Annotated in this window: 17 protein-coding genes, 1 pseudogene and 1 riboswitch; of the genes and pseudogenes, 11 read left to right on the top strand and 7 right to left on the bottom strand. The window is 73.4% G+C overall.

Annotated elements, in window-relative coordinates; all coding sequences use genetic code 11:
* Positions 1 to 18: 18 nt before the first annotated feature.
* Both ACZ58N_RS11265 and ACZ58N_RS11260 read right to left on the bottom strand, forming a co-directional pair.
* Positions 19 to 2,112, bottom strand: coding sequence for a YhgE/Pip family protein (locus tag ACZ58N_RS11265; protein ID WP_471157843.1), 2,094 nt, complete (start codon positions 2,110 to 2,112; stop codon positions 19 to 21).
* 480 nt (positions 2,113 to 2,592) lie between these two features.
* Positions 2,593 to 3,298 (bottom strand): annotated as a pseudogene (locus tag ACZ58N_RS11260) (ATP-binding cassette domain-containing protein); the annotation flags it as partial.
* A gap of 202 nt (positions 3,299 to 3,500) precedes the next feature.
* On the opposite strand from ACZ58N_RS11260, the gene ACZ58N_RS11255 reads away from it, so the two are divergent.
* The 5 genes from ACZ58N_RS11255 to ACZ58N_RS11235 all read left to right on the top strand — a co-directional run bounded on the left by ACZ58N_RS11255 (position 3,501) and on the right by ACZ58N_RS11235 (position 7,842).
* On the top strand, positions 3,501 to 3,992 hold the full coding sequence (locus ACZ58N_RS11255) for an SAV_6107 family HEPN domain-containing protein (protein ID WP_471157841.1): 492 nt from the start codon (positions 3,501 to 3,503) through the stop codon (positions 3,990 to 3,992).
* A gap of 76 nt (positions 3,993 to 4,068) precedes the next feature.
* Entirely contained in the window at positions 4,069 to 4,827 is a 759-nt protein-coding gene (locus ACZ58N_RS11250) for a class I SAM-dependent methyltransferase (RefSeq protein WP_471157839.1), read from the top strand.
* A 291-nt stretch (positions 4,828 to 5,118) separates the two neighbouring features.
* Complete coding sequence (locus tag ACZ58N_RS11245) at positions 5,119 to 5,520, top strand: DUF3040 domain-containing protein (protein ID WP_389708881.1); 402 nt, start codon at positions 5,119 to 5,121, stop codon at positions 5,518 to 5,520.
* A 198-nt stretch (positions 5,521 to 5,718) separates the two neighbouring features.
* On the top strand, positions 5,719 to 6,369 hold the full coding sequence (locus tag ACZ58N_RS11240) for a DUF4126 domain-containing protein (protein WP_471157837.1): 651 nt from the start codon (positions 5,719 to 5,721) through the stop codon (positions 6,367 to 6,369).
* 9 nt (positions 6,370 to 6,378) lie between these two features.
* Positions 6,379 to 7,842, top strand: coding sequence for a phytoene desaturase family protein (locus ACZ58N_RS11235; RefSeq protein WP_471157835.1), 1,464 nt, complete (start codon positions 6,379 to 6,381; stop codon positions 7,840 to 7,842).
* 29 nt (positions 7,843 to 7,871) lie between these two features.
* Here the strand turns inward: ACZ58N_RS11235 and ACZ58N_RS11230 are convergent, their stop codons facing one another.
* From ACZ58N_RS11230 to ACZ58N_RS11210, 5 genes are all read right to left on the bottom strand, one after another.
* Positions 7,872 to 8,780, bottom strand: coding sequence for a hypothetical protein (locus ACZ58N_RS11230; RefSeq protein WP_471157833.1), 909 nt, complete (start codon positions 8,778 to 8,780; stop codon positions 7,872 to 7,874).
* A gap of 50 nt (positions 8,781 to 8,830) precedes the next feature.
* Positions 8,831 to 9,745, bottom strand: a complete 915-nt coding sequence (gene metF / locus ACZ58N_RS11225) for a methylenetetrahydrofolate reductase [NAD(P)H] (RefSeq protein WP_471157831.1) — start codon at positions 9,743 to 9,745, stop codon at positions 8,831 to 8,833.
* Positions 9,746 to 9,869: 124 nt separating this feature from the next.
* Complete coding sequence (thiE, locus tag ACZ58N_RS11220; protein WP_471157830.1) at positions 9,870 to 10,505, bottom strand: thiamine phosphate synthase; 636 nt, start codon at positions 10,503 to 10,505, stop codon at positions 9,870 to 9,872.
* A 68-nt stretch (positions 10,506 to 10,573) separates the two neighbouring features.
* Positions 10,574 to 10,939 (bottom strand): Rv2175c family DNA-binding protein, encoded by a 366-nt coding sequence (locus ACZ58N_RS11215; RefSeq protein WP_281204644.1) that lies wholly within the window; start codon positions 10,937 to 10,939, stop codon positions 10,574 to 10,576.
* Positions 10,940 to 11,080: 141 nt separating this feature from the next.
* Positions 11,081 to 12,301: an NAD(P)/FAD-dependent oxidoreductase gene (locus ACZ58N_RS11210; RefSeq protein ID WP_471157827.1), complete on the bottom strand. Its 1,221-nt coding sequence runs from the start codon at positions 12,299 to 12,301 to the stop codon at positions 11,081 to 11,083.
* Positions 12,302 to 12,403: 102 nt separating this feature from the next.
* A riboswitch (TPP riboswitch) is annotated at positions 12,404 to 12,516 on the top strand.
* On the opposite strand from ACZ58N_RS11210, the gene thiO reads away from it, so the two are divergent.
* The 6 genes from thiO (at position 12,514) to ACZ58N_RS11180 (ending at position 18,306) form a co-directional block, all read left to right on the top strand.
* A complete protein-coding gene (gene thiO, locus ACZ58N_RS11205) occupies positions 12,514 to 13,683 on the top strand; it encodes a glycine oxidase ThiO (RefSeq protein ID WP_471157825.1) in 1,170 nt (389 codons plus the stop codon). (Overlaps the previous riboswitch by 3 nt.)
* Complete coding sequence (thiS, locus tag ACZ58N_RS11200) at positions 13,680 to 13,880, top strand: sulfur carrier protein ThiS (RefSeq protein ID WP_471157824.1); 201 nt, start codon at positions 13,680 to 13,682, stop codon at positions 13,878 to 13,880. Before thiO ends, thiS begins: the two co-directional genes overlap by 4 nt.
* Before the next feature lie 5 nt (positions 13,881 to 13,885).
* The gene (locus tag ACZ58N_RS11195) at positions 13,886 to 14,686 is read left to right on the top strand and encodes a thiazole synthase (protein ID WP_471157823.1); all 801 of its coding nucleotides are present in this window, start codon (positions 13,886 to 13,888) and stop codon (positions 14,684 to 14,686) included.
* Between the two features lie 149 nt (positions 14,687 to 14,835).
* Positions 14,836 to 16,746: a Stk1 family PASTA domain-containing Ser/Thr kinase gene (gene pknB / locus ACZ58N_RS11190; RefSeq protein WP_471157822.1), complete on the top strand. Its 1,911-nt coding sequence runs from the start codon at positions 14,836 to 14,838 to the stop codon at positions 16,744 to 16,746.
* Between the two features lie 20 nt (positions 16,747 to 16,766).
* Positions 16,767 to 17,675 (top strand): deoxyribonuclease IV, encoded by a 909-nt coding sequence (locus ACZ58N_RS11185; protein WP_471158300.1) that lies wholly within the window; start codon positions 16,767 to 16,769, stop codon positions 17,673 to 17,675.
* 94 nt (positions 17,676 to 17,769) lie between these two features.
* The gene (locus ACZ58N_RS11180) at positions 17,770 to 18,306 is read left to right on the top strand and encodes a DUF4396 domain-containing protein (RefSeq protein WP_471157820.1); all 537 of its coding nucleotides are present in this window, start codon (positions 17,770 to 17,772) and stop codon (positions 18,304 to 18,306) included.
* Positions 18,307 to 18,347 lie beyond the last annotated feature (41 nt).

Raw genomic sequence — 18,347 nt, 5'->3', positions numbered from 1 at the left:
TCACAGGTCAACAGCCCCTTACAGGCTCAGTTCCGGGTGCAGCCGGTCCATCGTCCACACCTGCTTGCCGCGGGCGGCGAGCGCGGTGAGGGCCAGGGCCCCGACGGTGAAGGCCACCAGGACCGCGCCGCCCTGCCACACCGGGGTGAGGTCGCCGCCGGTGATCAGGCGGCGCAGGCTCTCGACGACGTACGACATCGGCAGGTACGGGTGGATCGCGTTGAAGAAGCCCGGACTGGTCTGAACGGGGTACGTACCGCCCGCCGAGGTCAGCTGGAGCATCAGGACGGCCAGCACCAGGATGCGTCCGGCGGCGCCGAACTTGGCGTTCAGCCACTGGACGATCGCCGCGAAACAGCCGGTGACCAGCAGCAGGAACGCGATGGTCAGGGCCGGACGGGCCATCTCCAGGCCGAGGCCCGGGGCCCAGTGGAGCACGGACATCAGCAGGCCCACCTGGGCGGCGCCGATCCCCACCACGGGCAGCCAGCCCGCGAGGGCGATCCGCCAGGGCGAGGCGCCGGTGGACAGGGCCCGCTTGTTCATCGGGGCGATGAGCATGTAGGCGACCATCGCGCCGACCCAGAGGGACAGCGGGATGAAGTACGGGGCGAATCCGGTGCCGTAGTTGGGTGCCTTGTGGAGGGACTGGTTGGCGAGCCGGATGGGGTCGGACATGACCTGGGTGCGGGCGTCGCGCGCCTGCTGGTCGTAGTCCGGGATCCGGCCGGCGCCGTCGTGCAGGCCGCCGGCGAGCTCGCCGGAGCCGTCGACCAGCTTGTACATGCCGCCGTCGAGGGTGCGTGCGCCGTCGCCGAGCTTTCCGACGCCCTCGTTGATGGCACCGGACCCCTTCGCGGCGCTGCCGAGGCCGGTGTGCAGCTGGCCCATGCCCGAGGAGACCTTCTGGGCACCGCTGTTGAGGGCGTTGACCTTGGTGACGGCCTGGTCCAGGTCGGAGGCGAGGGAGGGCGCCTTGTCGACGAGCTCGCGCGCCTTGTTCTCCAGGTCGGTCAGCTGACCGCGGAGCTTGCCGAGGTCGGTGCCGGCGGTCTGGGCGACCTTGTTGGCGTCCGCGGCGGCCGCCGCGCCCTCGGAGACGTCGTCCTTGATCTTCTTCAGGTCGGGGCAGGAGGCCAGGTGCGGCTCGGCCCCGGGCGTGACGCAGTGGTCGGTGTAGTACTTGTCCGCGCCGGTCTGGGCCCGCTTGGTGACGGTGGCGGCGACGGGTGCCGCCTTCATGAAGGTGTCGAGGTGCTCCCTGACCACCTTGGCGGAGTCGGCGACGAGCGCCGCGTTGGCCGCCAGGGACTTCGGGTCGCTGACGAAGGGCTTGGCCTTGGCGGCCGCGCCGTTGACCTTGTCGGCGAGGATCTGGGTGCCGGCGGCGAGGTCCTTCGCACCGGTCTCCAGTTGACCGGCGGAGGTGTTGAGCTTCTTCAGCCCGCCGTTCAGCTCACCGGTCTTCTCCTTGGCCGTGTCGAGGCCGTCGGCGAGGTCCTTGGCGCCCTTCTGGGCCTTGCCCGCGCCGTCCTTCAGCTTGTCGGCGCCGTCGGCGGCCTCGGCCGTCTTGTCGTGCAGGTCGGAGAAGTTGACGAAGATCTTGTCGAGGAAACCGCGGGAGGCGTTGGTGGACGCCGCGGAGCGGACCTCGGAGAAGACGGTCTTGGAGATCGAGCCGACGATGTAGTTGTTCGCGTCGTTCGTGCGGACCTGGAGGGCGCCGGTGGCCGGGTCGTCGCCCGAGCTGGAGGCGATCTTCGCGCTGAAGTCGGCGGGCATCGTCAGGGACAGGTAGTACTTCCCGTCCTCCAGGCCCTTGGCCGCCTCGGCGGGGCCGACCTCTCGCCAGTCGAAGGTCTTGCTGTCGTGCAGCTTCTTGGTGATCTCGTCACCGGCCTCGATCCGCTTGCCGTCCACGGTGGCGCCCTTGTCGACGTTGACGAGGGCGACGGGAACCTTGTCGAGACGGCTGTACGGGTCCCAGAAGGACCACAGGTACAGGGCTCCGTACAGCAGCGGCAGCAGGAGCAGCGCGACGAGTGCGGCGCGGGGCAGCTTCCCCCGCCCGAACCGCTTCAGCTCAAGCGCGGCCAGCTTCGGCGATCGCATCGTCCGCCGCTCCCTTCGGGTCGTGGTGGGTGGTGGTGTCGGTCCCGGCGGTGGTGGTCCCGGCGGTCGTGGCGGTCTCCGTCCCCGCGGCGGTGTCCGCGGGCGCGTCCGGTGCGGCCCCGGGGGCGGAGGGTTCGGCGGGCGGTTCGGCCGGGGGCCGGGCCTTCTTCGACGCCCCGCCCTTGGTCGCGCCGGCCTTGGTCGCGCCGGCCTTGGTCGGGGTCGGGGTCCCGTCGTCGCTGCGGGTGCCCGCCGGGGCGTCGTCCGTGTCGTTGCCCGGGGCCGTCGTCCCGGCGGCGGCCGCGGCCGGTGCGGGCGCGGTTCCGTCGGTGAGGCCCCAGGTGATCTTCGGACCGGCGCCCCGGGAGGCGGCGGGAGCGGGGTTCGGGGCCCCGGTCCCGGCCGACTTCGCGGGCGCCCCGGGCTTCGTGGAACCGGCCGGCCCGGCGGAACCGGACCGCTTCGCCGTGGTCGTCGCGGGCTCCGGCGCGGCCGGGGCCGTGCGGAGCACCGTGACGCCCTCCGGGGCCTCGCTGCACACGGCGAGGACGGTGGTCCCGCGGGCGGCGATGGACCGCAGCAGGGCCCAGACCTCGCCGCGCTCGGCGTCCGAGAGCTTGAGGTCCAGGTCGTCGAGGGCGAGCAGGCGCGGACCGCCCAGCAGGGCGATGGCCACGGACAGTCGTACGGCCTCCAGCCGCTCCAGGTCGCGCACCGAGGTGCGGGGTCCCTTGGGCAGGGTTTCCAGGTCGAGTCCGACCGCGGTCAGGGCCTCCTCGATCCTGGCCGCGGTCCCGGCCCGCCGCTCGCCGCGCGGGCGCAGCAGGGCGCGTACGGGACCGGTGTAGTGCCGCTGGAGGAGGGCGCCCTCGCGCAGCTGCTCGGCGACGGTGAGCGCCTGATCGAGGTCGTTGACCCCGGGGACCGGACCGAGGGCGCAGATCCGGCGGACCGCGGCCATCTTCTTCGGCAGCCGGTGGCGGCCGATCTCGGCGTGCCCCTCGGTCGCCTTCATCCGTCCGGTGAGGGCGAGGAGCAGGCAGGTCCGGCCGCTGCCGGACGGTCCTTCGAGTGCGATGAGCGAGCCGGGCGCCGCGTCGATCCCCACGCCCCGGAAGGCCCAGCCGCGCGGGCCCTTGAGTCCGAAGTCCTCGGCCTTGACGGCCGCGCCGTGCGGGCTGTCCACGCCGTCCCCCTTCATTTGAACTGACCGGTCAGTTCAAAAACTATCAGGTTCAGGACCAAGGGCCGTGCACGAGGGGGGCTTTGGGGGCATAAGAGCAGGTCAGGACGATTGTCAGTGGGGGCCGTCACGATGGAGGAGCACGTGCTCACCGCACGCGCGCCCGCACCACCGCCGAGCACCACGCAACGACAGGAGGTTCGTCATGGCCACACCGTCCCCGTCCCCTGTCCACCCCGTCCCGCGCAGGTCGGCCGCACCACCGGCCGCCCTGGACCTGCTCGCCAAGGCCCGCAGCGGCCTGGCCGAGGCGGCCCTGCTGCCCCGGTCCAACGAGCGGTACGCCACGGCACACCTCGCGGCGCTGCGTACCGCCGCGGCGGTGCTCGCCGCGCGCGGGCGCCCGGAGCCGGTCAACCCGCGGCGCAGGCCCCGGATCCGCAGTGCGTGGGAGGTGCTCCCGGAGATAGCGCCGGAGCTGACGGAGTGGAGCGCCCTGTTCGCCTCCGGTGCGGCACGCCGGGCCCGGGCCGAGGCGGGGATACCGGACGCGGCGACCGGCCGTCAGGCGGACGACCTGGTGCGGGAGGTGGGCATGTTCCTGCGACTGGTGGAGCGGATGCTCGCGCTGCAGCCCGTGGCGCAGGCCCTGCCGCTGCCGAGGACACCGGGACCGGAGCGTCCGGAGGCGGGATGACCTGCCCGGCTGCCCGAGGCCATAGGGTGGGGACCGCACTGCTCCCCCACCCCATCGCGCCGAGGAGTCATCAGCCGTGTCGGACAATTCCCGCCCCCGCGCCTCCCTCCGCACCGCCGTGGTGTGGGAGGTCCTCAGGGAGGCCCTCGACCGCCGGGTGAAGGCGACCGGGCGGGACGTGCTGGACGTACTGGACACCGGTGGCGGCACCGGCAAGTTCGCCGTGCCGGTGGCCCACCTGGGTCACCGGGTGACCGTGGTGGACCCCAGCCCGAACGCGCTGTTCGGGCTGGAGCGCCGGGTCTCCGAGGCCGGTGTCGCCGATCTGGTGCGCGGGGTCCAGGGAGACGCGCAGGGCCTGCTCGACGTGGTCGAGCGCGACGCCTACGACGTCGTGCTCTGCCACGGGGTGCTGGAGTACGTGGACGACCCGGCCGAGGGCGTGGCCAACGCGGTCGCGGCCCTGCGCCCCGGTGGCGTCCTCAGCGTGCTCGGCTCCGGCGTCGGCGGGGCCGTGCTCGCCCGGGCACTGGCGGGGCACTTCACCGAGGCCCGCACCGCGCTCACCGACCCGGCGGGGCGCTGGGGCTCCGGCGACCCGGTGCCGCGCCGCTTCACCGCCGAGCAGCTCGGCGAGCTGGTCGGCGGTGCCGGCCTCGCCGTCGGCGCGGTCCACGGCGTACGGATCTTCGCCGACCTGGTCCCCGGCGTCCTGGTGGACACCGAACCCGGCGCGGTGGAGGCACTGCTGCGTCTGGAGGAGGCCGCGGCCGAGCTCCCCGCCTTCCACGCCGTCGCCACGCAACTGCACGTTCTGGGCGAGAAGCCCGCCTGATCTGCGGCCATGCGCGGACGGCCTCGGCCGCACACCCTCCCATCCGGCGCTCCTCCCCGTATGATCGGAAGCACCGGTCGGCATGGCGGACTGTTCATTGGGGAATAAGCGCCTCAGTGACCGCACTGGCGGCGGTACGGTTTGACACACAGATTTGACACCGTGCTTTACCGGCACGGTGGATTCGCAGAATGTGGCGTAGAGGGCGGGTGTCACGGGGGCGATTCCCCGCCTATCCTGAAGGGGACCCCTGGTCGCTACCCCCGCGACCGACGGATGAGGAGGACTCCCGTGCCGCTCTCGGAGCACGAGCAGCGAATGCTCGAGCAGATGGAGCGAGCGCTGTACGCCGAAGACCCCAAGTTCGCGACAGCGCTTGAGGGTAGTGGACTGCGCACGTACACCCGGCGACGGGTTTACCAGGCAGTCGCAGGCATTGTGGTGGGTATCGCGCTCCTCATGACCGGTGTGATCGTGCCGAACGTGCTCTGGATCAGCGTGGTGGGTTTCCTCGTCATGCTGGGATGTACGGTCCTCGTGGTCACCGGTTGGCGCAAGGCACCCAAGCCCGGCGAGCAGCCCGTCTCCGGAAGTGCAGAAGGCTCGGCCCACGGCCGCAGCCGACAGCGTCGGTCGATGATGACCCGGATCGAGGAACGGTGGCAGCGCCGCCGTGACGAACAGGGGCAGTAGCCCCACGAAGACTCATGACGGAGGGGACGGCTGCCCGAGGCGGCCGTCCCCTCCGCCGTCTCCCGGCCCGGCCCGTGCGCGGCCCCGTTCGGTTTCGGATGAGGCCCGTCCGGTTTCGGATGAGGCCCGTCCGGTTTCGGATGAGGCCCGTCGCGCCCTGCGCCTGCCGGAGCGGTTCGCCTGCGTCATGATGACCGGGTGAGTGTGCTCCCCCTGGTCTTCACCAGCGGCTGGGCCAGCGGGATCAACGCGTACGCCGTGATCCTCCTGCTCGGCATCTTCGGCGCGACCGGACTGAGCGACGACGTCCCCGCCGCGCTCCAACGGCCCGACGTCCTGATCGCGGCGGGCGTCCTGTTCCTCTGCGAGGCCGTCGCGGACAAGATCCCCTACGTGGACTCGCTCTGGGACTCGGTCCACACCGTGATCCGGCCGCTGTCCGGGGCAGTGGTCGGCGCCCTGCTCGCGGGGCAGAGCGGCTCCCTGTCGGACCTCGCCGCCGGCGCGGTCGGCGGCTCGACCGCGTTGGCCAGCCATTTCGTCAAGGCCGGCACCCGGATGGCCATCAACACCTCACCCGAGCCCGTCAGCAACATCGTGATGAGCACGGCCGAGGACCTCGGCGTCGGCGCGATCGTCACCTTCGCCATGTTCAACCCCCGGGCCGCCGCGATCATCGCGGCCGTCCTGCTGGTCGCCGGCCTGGCGATGGTGCTCTACCTGTGGACGCGGATCCGGCGCTTCCTGCGCCGGCGCGCCCAGCGCCGCGAGGAGAAACGGCTGGGCGCCGAAGTCCGCGCGGCCGCCGCCGGGGCACCACCCGACCGGCCCCCCGGCCTCCCTCGATAGGCTCAGCCCATGGCACGAATTGCGGTGATCGGCGCCGGGATGGGCGCGATGGCGACGGCGGCCCGGCTGGCCGTGGCGGGGCACCGGGTGACGGTCCACGAACGCGGACCCGACCACGGGGGCTCCGTCGGACGCCACAGGCACGACGGATTCGCCTTCGACACCGGCCCCGGGGTGCTGCACCTGCCCGCCGTCTACCGCGATCTGTTCATCAAGACCGGCAAGCGGCCCCTGGAGGACCACGTCGACCTGGTCCAGCTGGACCCGGCCGTCCGGCACGTCCTGGGCGAAGGGCCCGGCGCCACCGCCGTCACCCTCCCCGGCAACTCGCGCGGCGGGGTCGCCGCCGCGTTGGACGAGGCCTTCGGCCCGGGCGCGGGCGAGCGCTGGAACGCCGTGCTGGGCCGCGCCCGCGACGCCTGGGACGCCACCCGCCGCCCCCTGCTGGAGGAGCCGCTGCGCTCCGACCGGCGGTCCCTGGGCCACGACCCGTACCCGGCGCTGCGCGGGAGCGGGCTGCTGCGGCGGCGCCCGCCGACCCTGGCCGAGGTGGCCGGGCGCGAGCTGGGCGGCCCGCTCGCCGAGCTGCTGACCGCCCGGGTCGAGACGTACGGCATCGATCCCCGGACCGCCCCCGCCTCCGCCGCCGTCCTGCCGTACATGGAGCAGACCTTCGGCAGCTGGTACGTCCGGGGCGGTCTGCGCGCCCTGGCGACCGCCGTCCACGAGCGCTGCCTGGAGCGGAAGGTGGAGTTCGTCTTCGGCTCCGGCGTACGGGACGTCCTGACGCGGGACGGCCGGGCCGCCGGGCTGCTGCTCGACGACGGCACCGAGGAGGCAGCCGACCTGGTCGTCTGCGGCATCGACCCGCGGCAGCTACCGGCCGGCTCCCCCGCCCGGGCGGGGGACGCGCTTGCCGACGCGGTTCCGGCCCGGGGAGCCGGGGTGCCCAGCCGGGTCACCCTGCTGCTCGCCCTGCGCGGGGCCCGTCCGGCGGACGCCGTGCACCGCACGCTGGTCCACCGCGACCCGGCGCACGGGTCGGGTGCGGGGACGGTCACCGTCCTGCGCCCCGACGACCCGACGACCCGGCCCGACGCGGACCACGAGGCCGTCACCGTGAGCGCCGTGTGCGACGCGCAGGCGCCGCAGGGCGTCCCCGGGGTGCAGGAGCTGCTGGCGGCGGCCGAACGGGCCGTGCCGGGGCTGCGGGAGCGGCTGCTGTGGCACGAGGTGCGCACCCCGGCCGATGTGGAGGCGGCGACCGGCGCCCTCGGCGGGGCCGTTCCGCCGCCGGCCCTCGCGGGGGCGGGCGGCCGGCTGCTCTACCCGGCGAACACGACGGCCCTGCCCGGGTTCTACCTCGCGGGCGGCTGGGCCCACCCGGGCGGCGGGCTCGCGCACGCCGGGATGACCGGGGCCCTGGTGGCCGGCCTGATCGTGGAGGGGGACCGGTTCCGGGGGTCGCAGTGACCCCCGGAGCCTGTCCCTCCGGGCGGCCGTCAGTAGCGGTACTGCTCGTACTCGCCGGTGCCGTTGCCCTGGTTGCCCTGGTTGTCCTGCCGGCCCTGGTACGGGTAGCCCTGCTGGGGTTGCTGCTGGTCCTGGCCGCCGTCCTGGCCCGGATACGGGGGCTGCGCGTCGTTGGCGCGCTGTTGCGGGACCCAGACCCCGCCGGGCGGCGTGTCCGTCGAGTACTGCTGCTGCGCCGGGTCGTACGGGGCGTAGCCCGGGTAGTCGTAGCCGGGCGGGGCGACCGCGCCGCCGGTGCCGATGTACGGGTCCGAGTAGGCGGCGTAGACCTGCTGTTCGCCGGTCGCGCCCGGGTAGCCGTAGCCCGGTCCGCCCTGCTGCTGGTCGTAGTACGCCGCGTACTGGTGGGCGTCCTGCTCGGGCCGGCCGTAGGGCGCGGCCCCGTCGCCCTGGCGGGGGGCGAAGCTCTGTATGCCGTACGAGCCGGTGTCCTCGGGAACCGGCTCCGGGGTGAAGACCTGCGTGGAGTCCACGTCGCGGTCCTCCCGGCCGTCACGGTCCTCGCGGGCGGAGTCCGGGCCCTGGGATCCGTACTCCAGCGCCGTCACCTCCAGCCCGGCGTCCGGGCGCGGTCCGCTTCCGGAGCGGCGGCGGCGACCCTGTTCCTGCGGTGCGGGTTCCCCGCCCCGGCGCAGCGCCCAGCCGGCCACGAAGCCCTTGCGGAAGGACAGCGTCACCAGGGTCTGGCCCAGGGCGAAGGCGACGGCACCCGCACCGATCACGTACACCGAGGGCAGCAGCACCCCCGCCACGACGCCGAGGAACCCGGTGAAGGCGAGCAGGCGCCAGCGGAGCCGGGCCTTGTACTGCATCAGGACCTCGGCAAGCAACCACAACGCGACGACACCGAACGCGATGTAGAGGACCGTCATTCCCATGCGTGGCCCCTCTCGGTACGGCCGCCCGCACGGGAACGGGGAATGGCCGGTCAGGCCCGCTGGTGCAGGCCCAGGTTCTCGTAGATTTCGAGGGACGCCGTGGAATTGTTCAACGTGATGAAGTGCAGTCCGGGGACACCCTCGGACAGCAGCCGCGCGCAGAACTCCGTGGCGAACTCGATGCCAATGGAGCGTACAGCGGCGGGATCGTCCTTGACCGCGAGCATGCGTTCTTTCACAGTCCCGGGGAAGAGCGCGTTGCTGAGTTGCGGCAGCCGTTCGAGCTGCTTCACGGCCACAACGGGCATGACCTCGGGGATGATCGGGGTCTCGCAGCCCGCCTTCGCGACGCTGTCGCGCAGGCGCAGATAATTCTCCGGATCGAAGAACATCTGGGTGATCGCGTAGTCGGCACCCGCGCGGCACTTGTCCACGAAGTGACGGATGTCCGTGTCCCAGTCGGACGAGCGGGGGTGCATCTCGGGGAAGGCGGCGACGCCGACGCAGTAGTCGCCCGACTCCTTGACCAGCCGGACCAGGTCGGCCGCGTAGTGCACGCCCTCGGGGTGCGGGACCCACTCGCCCATCGGGTCGCCCGGCGGGTCCCCGCGCACGACGAGCATGTTGCGGATCCCGGCGTCCGCGAACTGCCCGATGACGTGGCGCAGCTCGGCGACCGAGTGGTCGACGGCGGTGAGGTGCGCGACGGGGGTCAGGGTGGTGTCGGCGGCGATCTGCTGGGTGGCGCGGACGGTGCCGCCGCGGGTGGAGCCACCGGCCCCGTAGGTCACCGAGACGAAGCTCGGGGAGACCGCCTCGATCCGGCGCAGCGCGTTCCAGAGGTTGCGCTCGCCCTTCTCCGTCTTGGGGGCCCAGAACTCGAATGAGTACGAGCACCCGGACGCGATGAGGTCCCGGACCGTGTGTGCACGGTCCGACCAGGTGGAAGCGGTACCAAGGGCCATACGGGCAGGTTAGACGCGGCTCGACGGACACCGAAGCCGTGTCCATCCATTGGACACATTTTTGGACACCTCGCGGACGGCGGCCCGGCCGGTGGCGGTCCCGGCCGAACGGCGCCGTCACGCCCTAGGCGCGGGCGCGTACGCGTCGGGCGAGGTCGGCGGCGGCGGCGCCGGGGTCGGAGGCCTCGGTGACGGCCCGTACGACGACGACGCGGGTGGCGCCCGCGTCGAGGACCTCGTCCAGGTTGCCGGCGTCGATGCCGCCGATGGCGAACCAGGGGCGGTCCTGGCGCAGGGAGGCGGCGTGGCGGACGAGGTCGAGGCCGGGGGCGTGGCGGCCCGGCTTGGTGGGGGTGGGCCAGCAGGGTCCGGTGCAGAAGTAGTCGACGCCGGGCTCGGCCGCCGCGGCGTCGACCTCGGACGCGGAGTGGCAGGACCGGCCGATGAGGACGCCGTCGCCGAGGATGGCGCGGGCGGCCGGGACGGGGATGTCGCCCTGGCCGAGGTGCAGGACGTCGGAGCCGATGGCGTGCGCGACGTCGGCGCGGTCGTTGACCGCGAGGAGCTTGCCGTGGCGGCGGGCGGCCTCGGCGAAGACCTGGAGGTGGTCCAGTTCCTCGCCGGCCTCCATGCCCTTGTCGCGGAGCTGGACGATGTCCACGCCCCCGGCCAGGACGGCGTCCAGGAACTCGGGGAGGTCACCCTGCCGCTTGCGGGCGTCCGTGCACAGGTAGAGCCGGGCGTCGGACAGCTGCTGCATGGGTGTACCCCCCGTGGTGGTGGCGTGCGGGCCGGTGGGACCGGCCCGCACACCTGTGGATCAGCTCATCAGAGGGCGAGCGCCTGAGCGCGGCGCTTCACCTCCGTGCCGCGATTCTCGCTCAGCGCCTGCACGGGGCTGCCGGGCAGGGTCGGATCCTCGGTGAAGAGCCATTCCAGGATCTCCTCCTCGGAGAAGCGGTCGTCGCGCAGCACCGTCAGCAGGCCCACGAGGCCCTTGACGACCTTGTCGCCGTCGATGAACTGGGCCGGAACCTGCAGGGTGCGGTTCTCGCCCCGGCGTACGGCGATGAGCTGCCCCTCCTTGACCATCTGGCGGACCCGGGTCACCTCGACGTCGAGCATCTCCGCGATGTCGGGGAGGTGCAGCCAGGAGGGGACAAGGGCATCGATCTTTGCGTCAATCTCGGTCACGGACACAAGCCTGCCATCTCGGGCGGGCCGCCGGTACCTGGCCCGTCCGTCCGGGGTCCGGGCCGCCTCCCGCCCGGGCGGAGCGGGGCGGACTCCCCCGCTCCGCTCCGCCGGTTCCGTGTCGTCGGACCTTCGGCCGGCTCAGGCGGTGGCCGACTTCAGCGGGGTGGCGGGGTCCGCCACCCGGGCCGGGTCGACGGGAACGCCCGACTCGATGAGCTTGCGGCCCTGTGCGAGGTCCCTCGGCCGACCGACGGCCAGGACGGCGACCAGGAGGCCGTCCCGGAGCCAGCACACCGACCAGCCGGCGTCGCCGGGGTCGCCGCGCCACAGCAGGGTGTCGGCGTCGGCGTGGTGTCCGGCGTACTGGACGAAGCGGCCGAACTGCTCCGACCAGAAGTACGGGACGGGGTCGTAGGCCCGTACGGGCTCCCCCGCCAGGATGTTCGCCGCGACGGCGCGCGGGCCCTGGAGGGCGTTGTCCCAGTGGTGGACCAGCAGCCGGGCCCCGTAGCGGGCCGACGGGAAGGAGGAGCAGTCGCCGACGGCGTACACCCCGGGGAGGGTGGTGCGCAGGTGGGCGTCGGCGGTGACGGAGCCGTCGGGGCCGCGGTCGATCCCGGTGCCGGCCAGCCAGTCCGTCGCGGGGCGCGCCCCGATGCCGACGACGACGGCGCCCGCCTCCAGTTCGCGGCCGTCCGTCAGCCGGACGCGGCCCTCCTCGACGCCGGCGACCTTCGCGCCGGTGATCAGCTCGGCACCCGCCTCGGCGTACCAGTGGGCCATCGGGGCGGTGACCTCGGCCGGGAGGGCGCCCGCCAGGACCCGGTCGGCCGCCTCGACGACGGTCACCGCGCTGCCCGCCGCGCGGGCGGCGGTGGCGAACTCGGCGCCGATCCAGCCGGCCCCCACGACGACGGTGGCGGGGGCGGTCGCCAGGACGGGCCGCAGCCGGGCGGCGTCGTCGAGGGTGCGCAGCAGGTGCACGCCGGGGACGCCGTCGGAGCCGGGCAGGGTCAGCGGGCGCGCGCCGGTCGCCAGGACGAGGACCCCGTACGGGACGGGTCCGGCCTCGGTGTCCAGTTCGCGTTCGGCGTGCCGCAGGCCGGTGACCTCGGTGCCGAGCCGCAGCTCGATGTCGAGGCCCTCGAAGTCGACGTCGAAGGCGGAGTCCTCGGCCTTGCCGAGCAGCACCGCCTTGGACAGCGGGGGCCGGTCGTAGGGCTGGTGGGGTTCGGCGCCCAGCAGGGTCACGGGGCCGGTGAATCCCTGTTCCCGCAGGGCCACCGCGGTCTGCACACCGGCCATTCCGGCGCCGACGATCACGACACCGGGGTTCGTCTGTTGCGTCTGCTCGCTCACGCGACCCAGCCTAGTTCTCTGACGTTCCGTCAGGAATAGCGGGGGCGGGAGCCCGGGGGAGGCAGCCTTACCCGGCATCGGCCACGGGGTTAGTCTGGCCACCGTACCCATCGCGGGAGTCCGGGCGCACCGGGCTGAGAGGGAGGCTGGCCGGCCTCCGACCGTACGAACCTGATCCGGGTCATGCCGGCGAAGGGAGGGGCTGGACGCCCATGCACTCATCTCGGAAGGGATCCGACGTCCTCGTCATCGGGGGCGGGATCATCGGCCTGGTCACCGCCTGGCGGGCGGCCCTGCGCGGCCTGCGCGTCGTACTGGCCGATCCGGACCCCGGCGGCGGAGCCGCCCGGGTCGCGGCGGGCATGCTGGCCGCCGTCACGGAACTGCACTACGGCGAGGAGACCCTGCTCGGGCTCAACGTGGCCTCCGCCGCCCGCTACCCGGACTTCGCCGCCGAGCTGTCCGAGGCCACCGGCGGCACGGACATCGGCTACCGGGCCTGCGGCACCCTGGCCGTCGCCCTCGACGCGGACGACCGGCTCCACCTGCGCGAACTGCACGCGCTCCAGCGCCGCTGCGGGCTGGAGTCCGAGTGGCTGACCGGCCGCGAGTGCCGCCGCCTGGAGCCGATGCTGGCGCCGGGCGTACGCGGCGGACTGCGGGTCGACGGGGACCACCAGGTCGATCCGCGCCGCCTCGCGGCAGCCCTGCTGACCGCCTGCGAGCGGTCCGGGGTGACCCTGCTCCGCGCCCGCGCGGCCCGGCTCGTCACCACCGGGGACCGGGCCGCGGGCGCCGTCCTCGAAGACGGTACGGAGCTGTTCGCCGACCAGGTGGTCCTGGCGGCGGGCTCGTTCAGCGGCCGGCTGGCCGGCGTGCCGCCCGAGGTGGGCGTTCCGGTACGGCCGGTGAAGGGACAGGTGCTGCGGCTGTCGGTACCGGCCGCGTACGGCCCGTTCCTGTCCCGGACCGTACGGGCGGTCGTCCGCGGCAGCCACGTCTACCTGGTGCCGCGCGAGAACGGCGAGCTGGTCGTCGGCGCCACCAGCGAGGAACTCGGCTGGGACACCACGGTCACCGCGGGCGGCGTCTACGAGCTGCTGCGCGACGCCCACGAGTTGGTGCCCGGCATCACCGAACTCCCCCTGGTCGAAACCGTGGCGGGGCTGCGTCCGGGCTCGCCGGACAACGCGCCGCTGCTCGGGCCCACCGAGCTGCCGGGCCTCCACCTGGCCACCGGCCACTACCGCAACGGGGTCCTGCTGACCCCCCTCACCGGGGACGTGATGGCGGAGCTGCTGGCCACCGGAGTCGTACCGGAGATCGCCCGCCCCTTCACCCCCCGCCGCTTCTCCTCCACGCGTCAGGAGTCCTACGCATGACCATCTCCGTCAACGGCGAGCCGCGCGAGATCGCGGTCGGCACCACCCTCGACGCGGTGGTGGCCACTTTGACCCGGGCGCCCAAGGGCGTCGCCGCCGCCCTCAACGAGACCGTCGTCCCGCGCGGGCAGTGGCCGCACACCCCCGTGGACGACGGCGACCGGGTCGAGGTCCTCACCGCGGTCCAGGGAGGCTGACGGCGATGGCGGACGACCTCTTCGCACTGGGCGACCGGACCTTCTCCTCCCGCCTGATCATGGGCACGGGCGGGGCCCCGAGCCTGGACGTCCTGGAACGCGCGCTGACCGCGTCGGGGACGGAACTGACGACGGTGGCGATGCGCCGCCTGGACCCAACGGTGCAGGGCTCGGTCCTGTCGGTCCTGACGAAGCTCGGCATCGCCGTCCTGCCGAACACGGCGGGCTGCTTCACCGCCGGGGAGGCGGTGCTCACGGCCCGGCTGGCCCGGGAGGCCCTGGGCACGGACTGGATCAAGCTGGAGGTCGTCGCGGACGAGCGCACCCTCCTGCCGGACGGCGTCGAGCTGCTGGACGCGGCCGAGGTCCTGGTGGACGAGGGCTTCACCGTCCTGCCGTACACCAACGACGACCCGGTGCTCGCACGGAAGCTGGAGGACGTGGGCTGCGCGGCGATCATGCCGCTCGGGTCCCCCATCGGCTCCGGCATGGGGATCCGCAACCCGCACAACTTCGAGCTGATCGTCGAGCGGGCCGGCGTCCCGGTCATCCTCGACGCGGGCGCCGGGACGGCCTCGGACGCCGCGCTGGCCATGGAGCTGGGCTGCGCGGGCGTGATGCTGGCCTCCGCCGTGACCCGGGCCCAGGAGCCGGTGCTGATGGCCGCGGCCATGCGGGACGCCGTCTCCGCGGGCCGTCTCGCCCACCGGGCGGGGCGCATTCCGCAACGACGCTTCGCCGAGGCCTCCTCCCCCGTCGAGGGCCGCGCCGCCCTCGACCCGGAACGCCCCGCCTTCACCACCTGACCCACGGGTACGGGCCCCGGCCGAACGGGGCCCGTGGGGGTCGGCGGGCGCCGCGGAAGGGGGCGCCGGGAAGGGGACGTGCGTCACAGCTGCGCTGCAACCGCCCCCACCCGGGCCGGCGGCGCGGCGGGCGCTCGTAGAATCGCCGGGTGGATACGACCCTGGATGACCCCCTCGTCGGGCGCGTGCTCGACGGCCGCTACCGCATCGATGCCCGCATCGCGGCCGGCGGCATGGCCACGGTCTACCGGGCCGTGGACACCCGTCTCGACCGCGTCCTCGCGCTGAAGGTGATGCACCCGGCGCTCGCCGCCGACGGCGCCTTCGTCGACCGTTTCATCCGCGAGGCGAAGTCCGTGGCCCGCCTCGCGCACTCCAACGTCGTCGCCGTCTTCGACCAGGGGACCGACGGCCCGTACACGTACCTGGCCATGGAGTACGTCTCCGGCTGCACCCTGCGCGACGTGCTCCGCGAGCGCGGGGCGCTCCAGCCGCGGGCCGCCCTCGACATCCTCGAACCGGTCCTCGCCGCCCTCGGAGCCGCCCACCGGGCCGGTTTCGTGCACCGGGACATGAAGCCCGAGAACGTCCTCATCGGCGACGACGGCCGCGTGAAGGTGGCCGACTTCGGGCTGGTCCGCTCCGTGGGCTCCGTCACGAACACCACCGGCTCGGTCCTCGGCACCGTCTCCTACCTGGCGCCCGAGCAGATCGAGAACGGGATCACCGACACCCGCGTGGACGTGTACGCCTGCGGCGTCGTGCTCTACGAGATGCTCACCGGCAGCAAGCCGCACAACGGCGGCAGCCCCGCCCAGGTCCTCTACCAGCACCTCAACGAGGACGTTCCGCCCCCGTCGGCCGCCGTCCCCGGACTCCCGGCGGGTCTCGACGCCCTCGTCGCGCAGGCCACCGCCCGCAACCCCGAGCTGCGTCCCTCCGACGCCGCCGCGCTCCTCGGCCTGGCCCGCGGCGTCCGCGACGGCCTCGGCGAGGCCGAGCTGGACGCCGTACCGCCGCAGGCACGGGCCCAGGCGCGCAGCGCGGCGGAGGACCGGACGGGCGTGATCCCGCGCTCGGTGGACGTTCAGCAACCGGTGCTCCACACCTCGCGGCTGGAGTCGGCGCCGGCGCCGACCGCCGCACCGCCGACCCGGCGGCTTCCGCGCGCACCCCGCCGCGGACCGCTCCTGATCGTCGCCGGGGTGCTGCTCGCCCTCGGTCTCGGCACGGGCGTCTGGTACATCAACTCCGGCCAGTTCACGAAGGTCCCGAACCTGCTCGGCAAGTCGGAGGAGCAGGCGAAGTCCCAGCTGTCGGCCGCCGGTCTCGGCGTGAAGCGGGTCGACCGCAAGTTCAGCGACGCCTTCGACCGCGGGACGGTCATGAACACCGACCCCGAGGGCGGCAAGCGGATCCGCGGGAACGGCGCGGTGGTGCTCACCATCTCGCGCGGCCCCGAGGTCGTCAGCGTGCCCGACCTCAAGGGTCGGCCGCTGGAGGAGGCGAAGGCCGAGCTGACGAAGGTGGGCCTGGCGCCCGGGATCGTGACGCAGGCCTTCAGCCAGGACGTCGCCCAGGGCTCGGTGATCAGTACCGATCCGGCCGGCGGCCAGCGTCGGGCGCCCGACACGGCCGTCGCGCTGATCGTCAGCAAGGGCCGTCCCGTCCAGGTGCCGAACGTCACCGGCCGCACCGCCGACGAGGCACGGCAGGCGTTGGAGGGACTGGGCCTCACCGTGAAGACGGCCGCCGAGCAGGTCAACTCGGCTTCGCCGCCCGGCACGGTGGCCAACCAGTCGGTCCTCGCCGGAGCTCAGGCCGCCGCCGGCGACACCGTCACCCTCACCCTGTCCAAGGGACCCCGCCAGGTCCAGGTACCGGACGTGACCGGCCAGGACGTGGACGCGGCCCGCAGGACGCTGGAGGGACTCGGTTTCAAGGTCAAGGTGGACCGGCCGTTCCTCTCCTTCAGCAACACGGTGGAGTCCCAGTCGGTGCTCGGTGGCCTGAACGCCCCCGAGGGCAGCACGATCACGGTGAGGACGAGGGGCCTGTGAACCCATCGGTCCCGGCCGCGGTGACCCCCTCGGCGCCGGCCGCTCCCCCGCCCTCCCGTGACGCGGCGGCCGCGCGCAACCCGGTCGGCGGGCACGTGCCCGTCGCCGGCGGGCTCGCCTCGGTCGGCCTGACGTACGCCGCCGGGATGGGCGCCGAGGCCGTCCAGGTCTTCGTCGCCAATCCCCGCGGCTGGGCCACGCCGACGGGCAACCCGAAGCAGGACGCGCTCTTCCGCGCACGGTGCGCCGAGCTGTCCGTACCCGCGTACGTGCACGCCCCGTACCTGATCAACTTCGGCTCGCACACCGCGGCGACCGTGGAGAAGTCCGTGGAGTCGCTGCGGCACTCGCTGCGTCGGGCCCGGGAGATCGGCGCGCTCGGAGTCGTCGTCCACACCGGCTCGGCGACCGGCGGCCGACCGCGTGAAGCGGCGTACGCACAGGTCAGGGAGCACATGTTGCCGCTGCTGGACGAGCTGACCCACGACGACGATCCCGACCTGCTGCTGGAGTCCACGGCCGGGCAGGGCTCCTCGCTGTGCTCGCGGACCTGGGACTTCGGGCCGTACTTCGAGGCGCTGGACCACCACCCGAAGCTCGGGATCTGCCTGGACACCTGCCACATCTTCGCGGCCGGTCACGATCTGGCGGAGCCCGGCGGCACCAAGGCGACGCTGGACCTCCTGGTGGACACCGTCGGGCCGGGCCGGCTGAAACTGATCCATGCCAACGACTCCAAGGAGGGGGTCGGCGCCCACAAGGACCGGCACGCGAACATCGGGGCGGGCCACATCGGCCGGGAGGCCTTCGGCGAGCTGTTCTCGCACCCCGGGACGGCCGGCGTGCCGCTGATCATCGAGACGCCCGGCGGCACGGAGGGGCACGCGGCGGACGTGGCCCTGCTGAAGGAGTTGCGCGCGCTCCACTGATCCACGGGTTCCTTGAGGAATACCCCTAGGGGGTATACGGTTCTGTCACGGGGACGGAACCGCATACCGGCGTTTCCCATGCGAGGGGCTTGCCATGGAACACGCGCACGCGCACCAGGAGCACGGCAACGAGCACGACGGGACCCACGGCCCCGAGCACGGGCACGACCGCGGGCATCCGCCCGCCGGCGGCAAGGTCACCTGGTCGGCCGCGGCCCGCGCCACCCTGCACTGCCTCACCGGGTGCGCCATCGGCGAGGTCCTCGGCATGGTCATCGGAACCGCGCTGGGCTGGGGAAACGTCCCGACGATGGTCCTCGCGATCGCCCTCGCGTTCGTCTTCGGGTACGCGCTGACCCTGCGCGGGATCCTCGCGGCAGGGGTGGGCCTCCGCTCGGCCGTCCGGGTGGCCCTGGCCGCGGACACCCTCTCGATCGCCGTGATGGAGCTGATCGACAACGGGGTGATCGCACTGTGGCCGGGCGCGATGGACGCGCACTTGGCGGACCCGCTGTTCTGGATCGTCCTGGCCATCGCGCTGGCCGCGGCCTTCGTGATCACCGTGCCGGTGAACAAGTGGATGATCGGCCGGGGCAAGGGCCACGCGGTGGTCCACCGCTACCACCACTGACCGGAATCCGCCGTTGGGCGAGGGGCCCGGCTGCGACGGCA

This window comes from Streptomyces sp. NPDC040432 (assembly GCF_055595445.1).
Note: the sequence above shows the minus strand (reverse complement) of the source record. Positions and strands in the feature narration are given on the sequence as shown.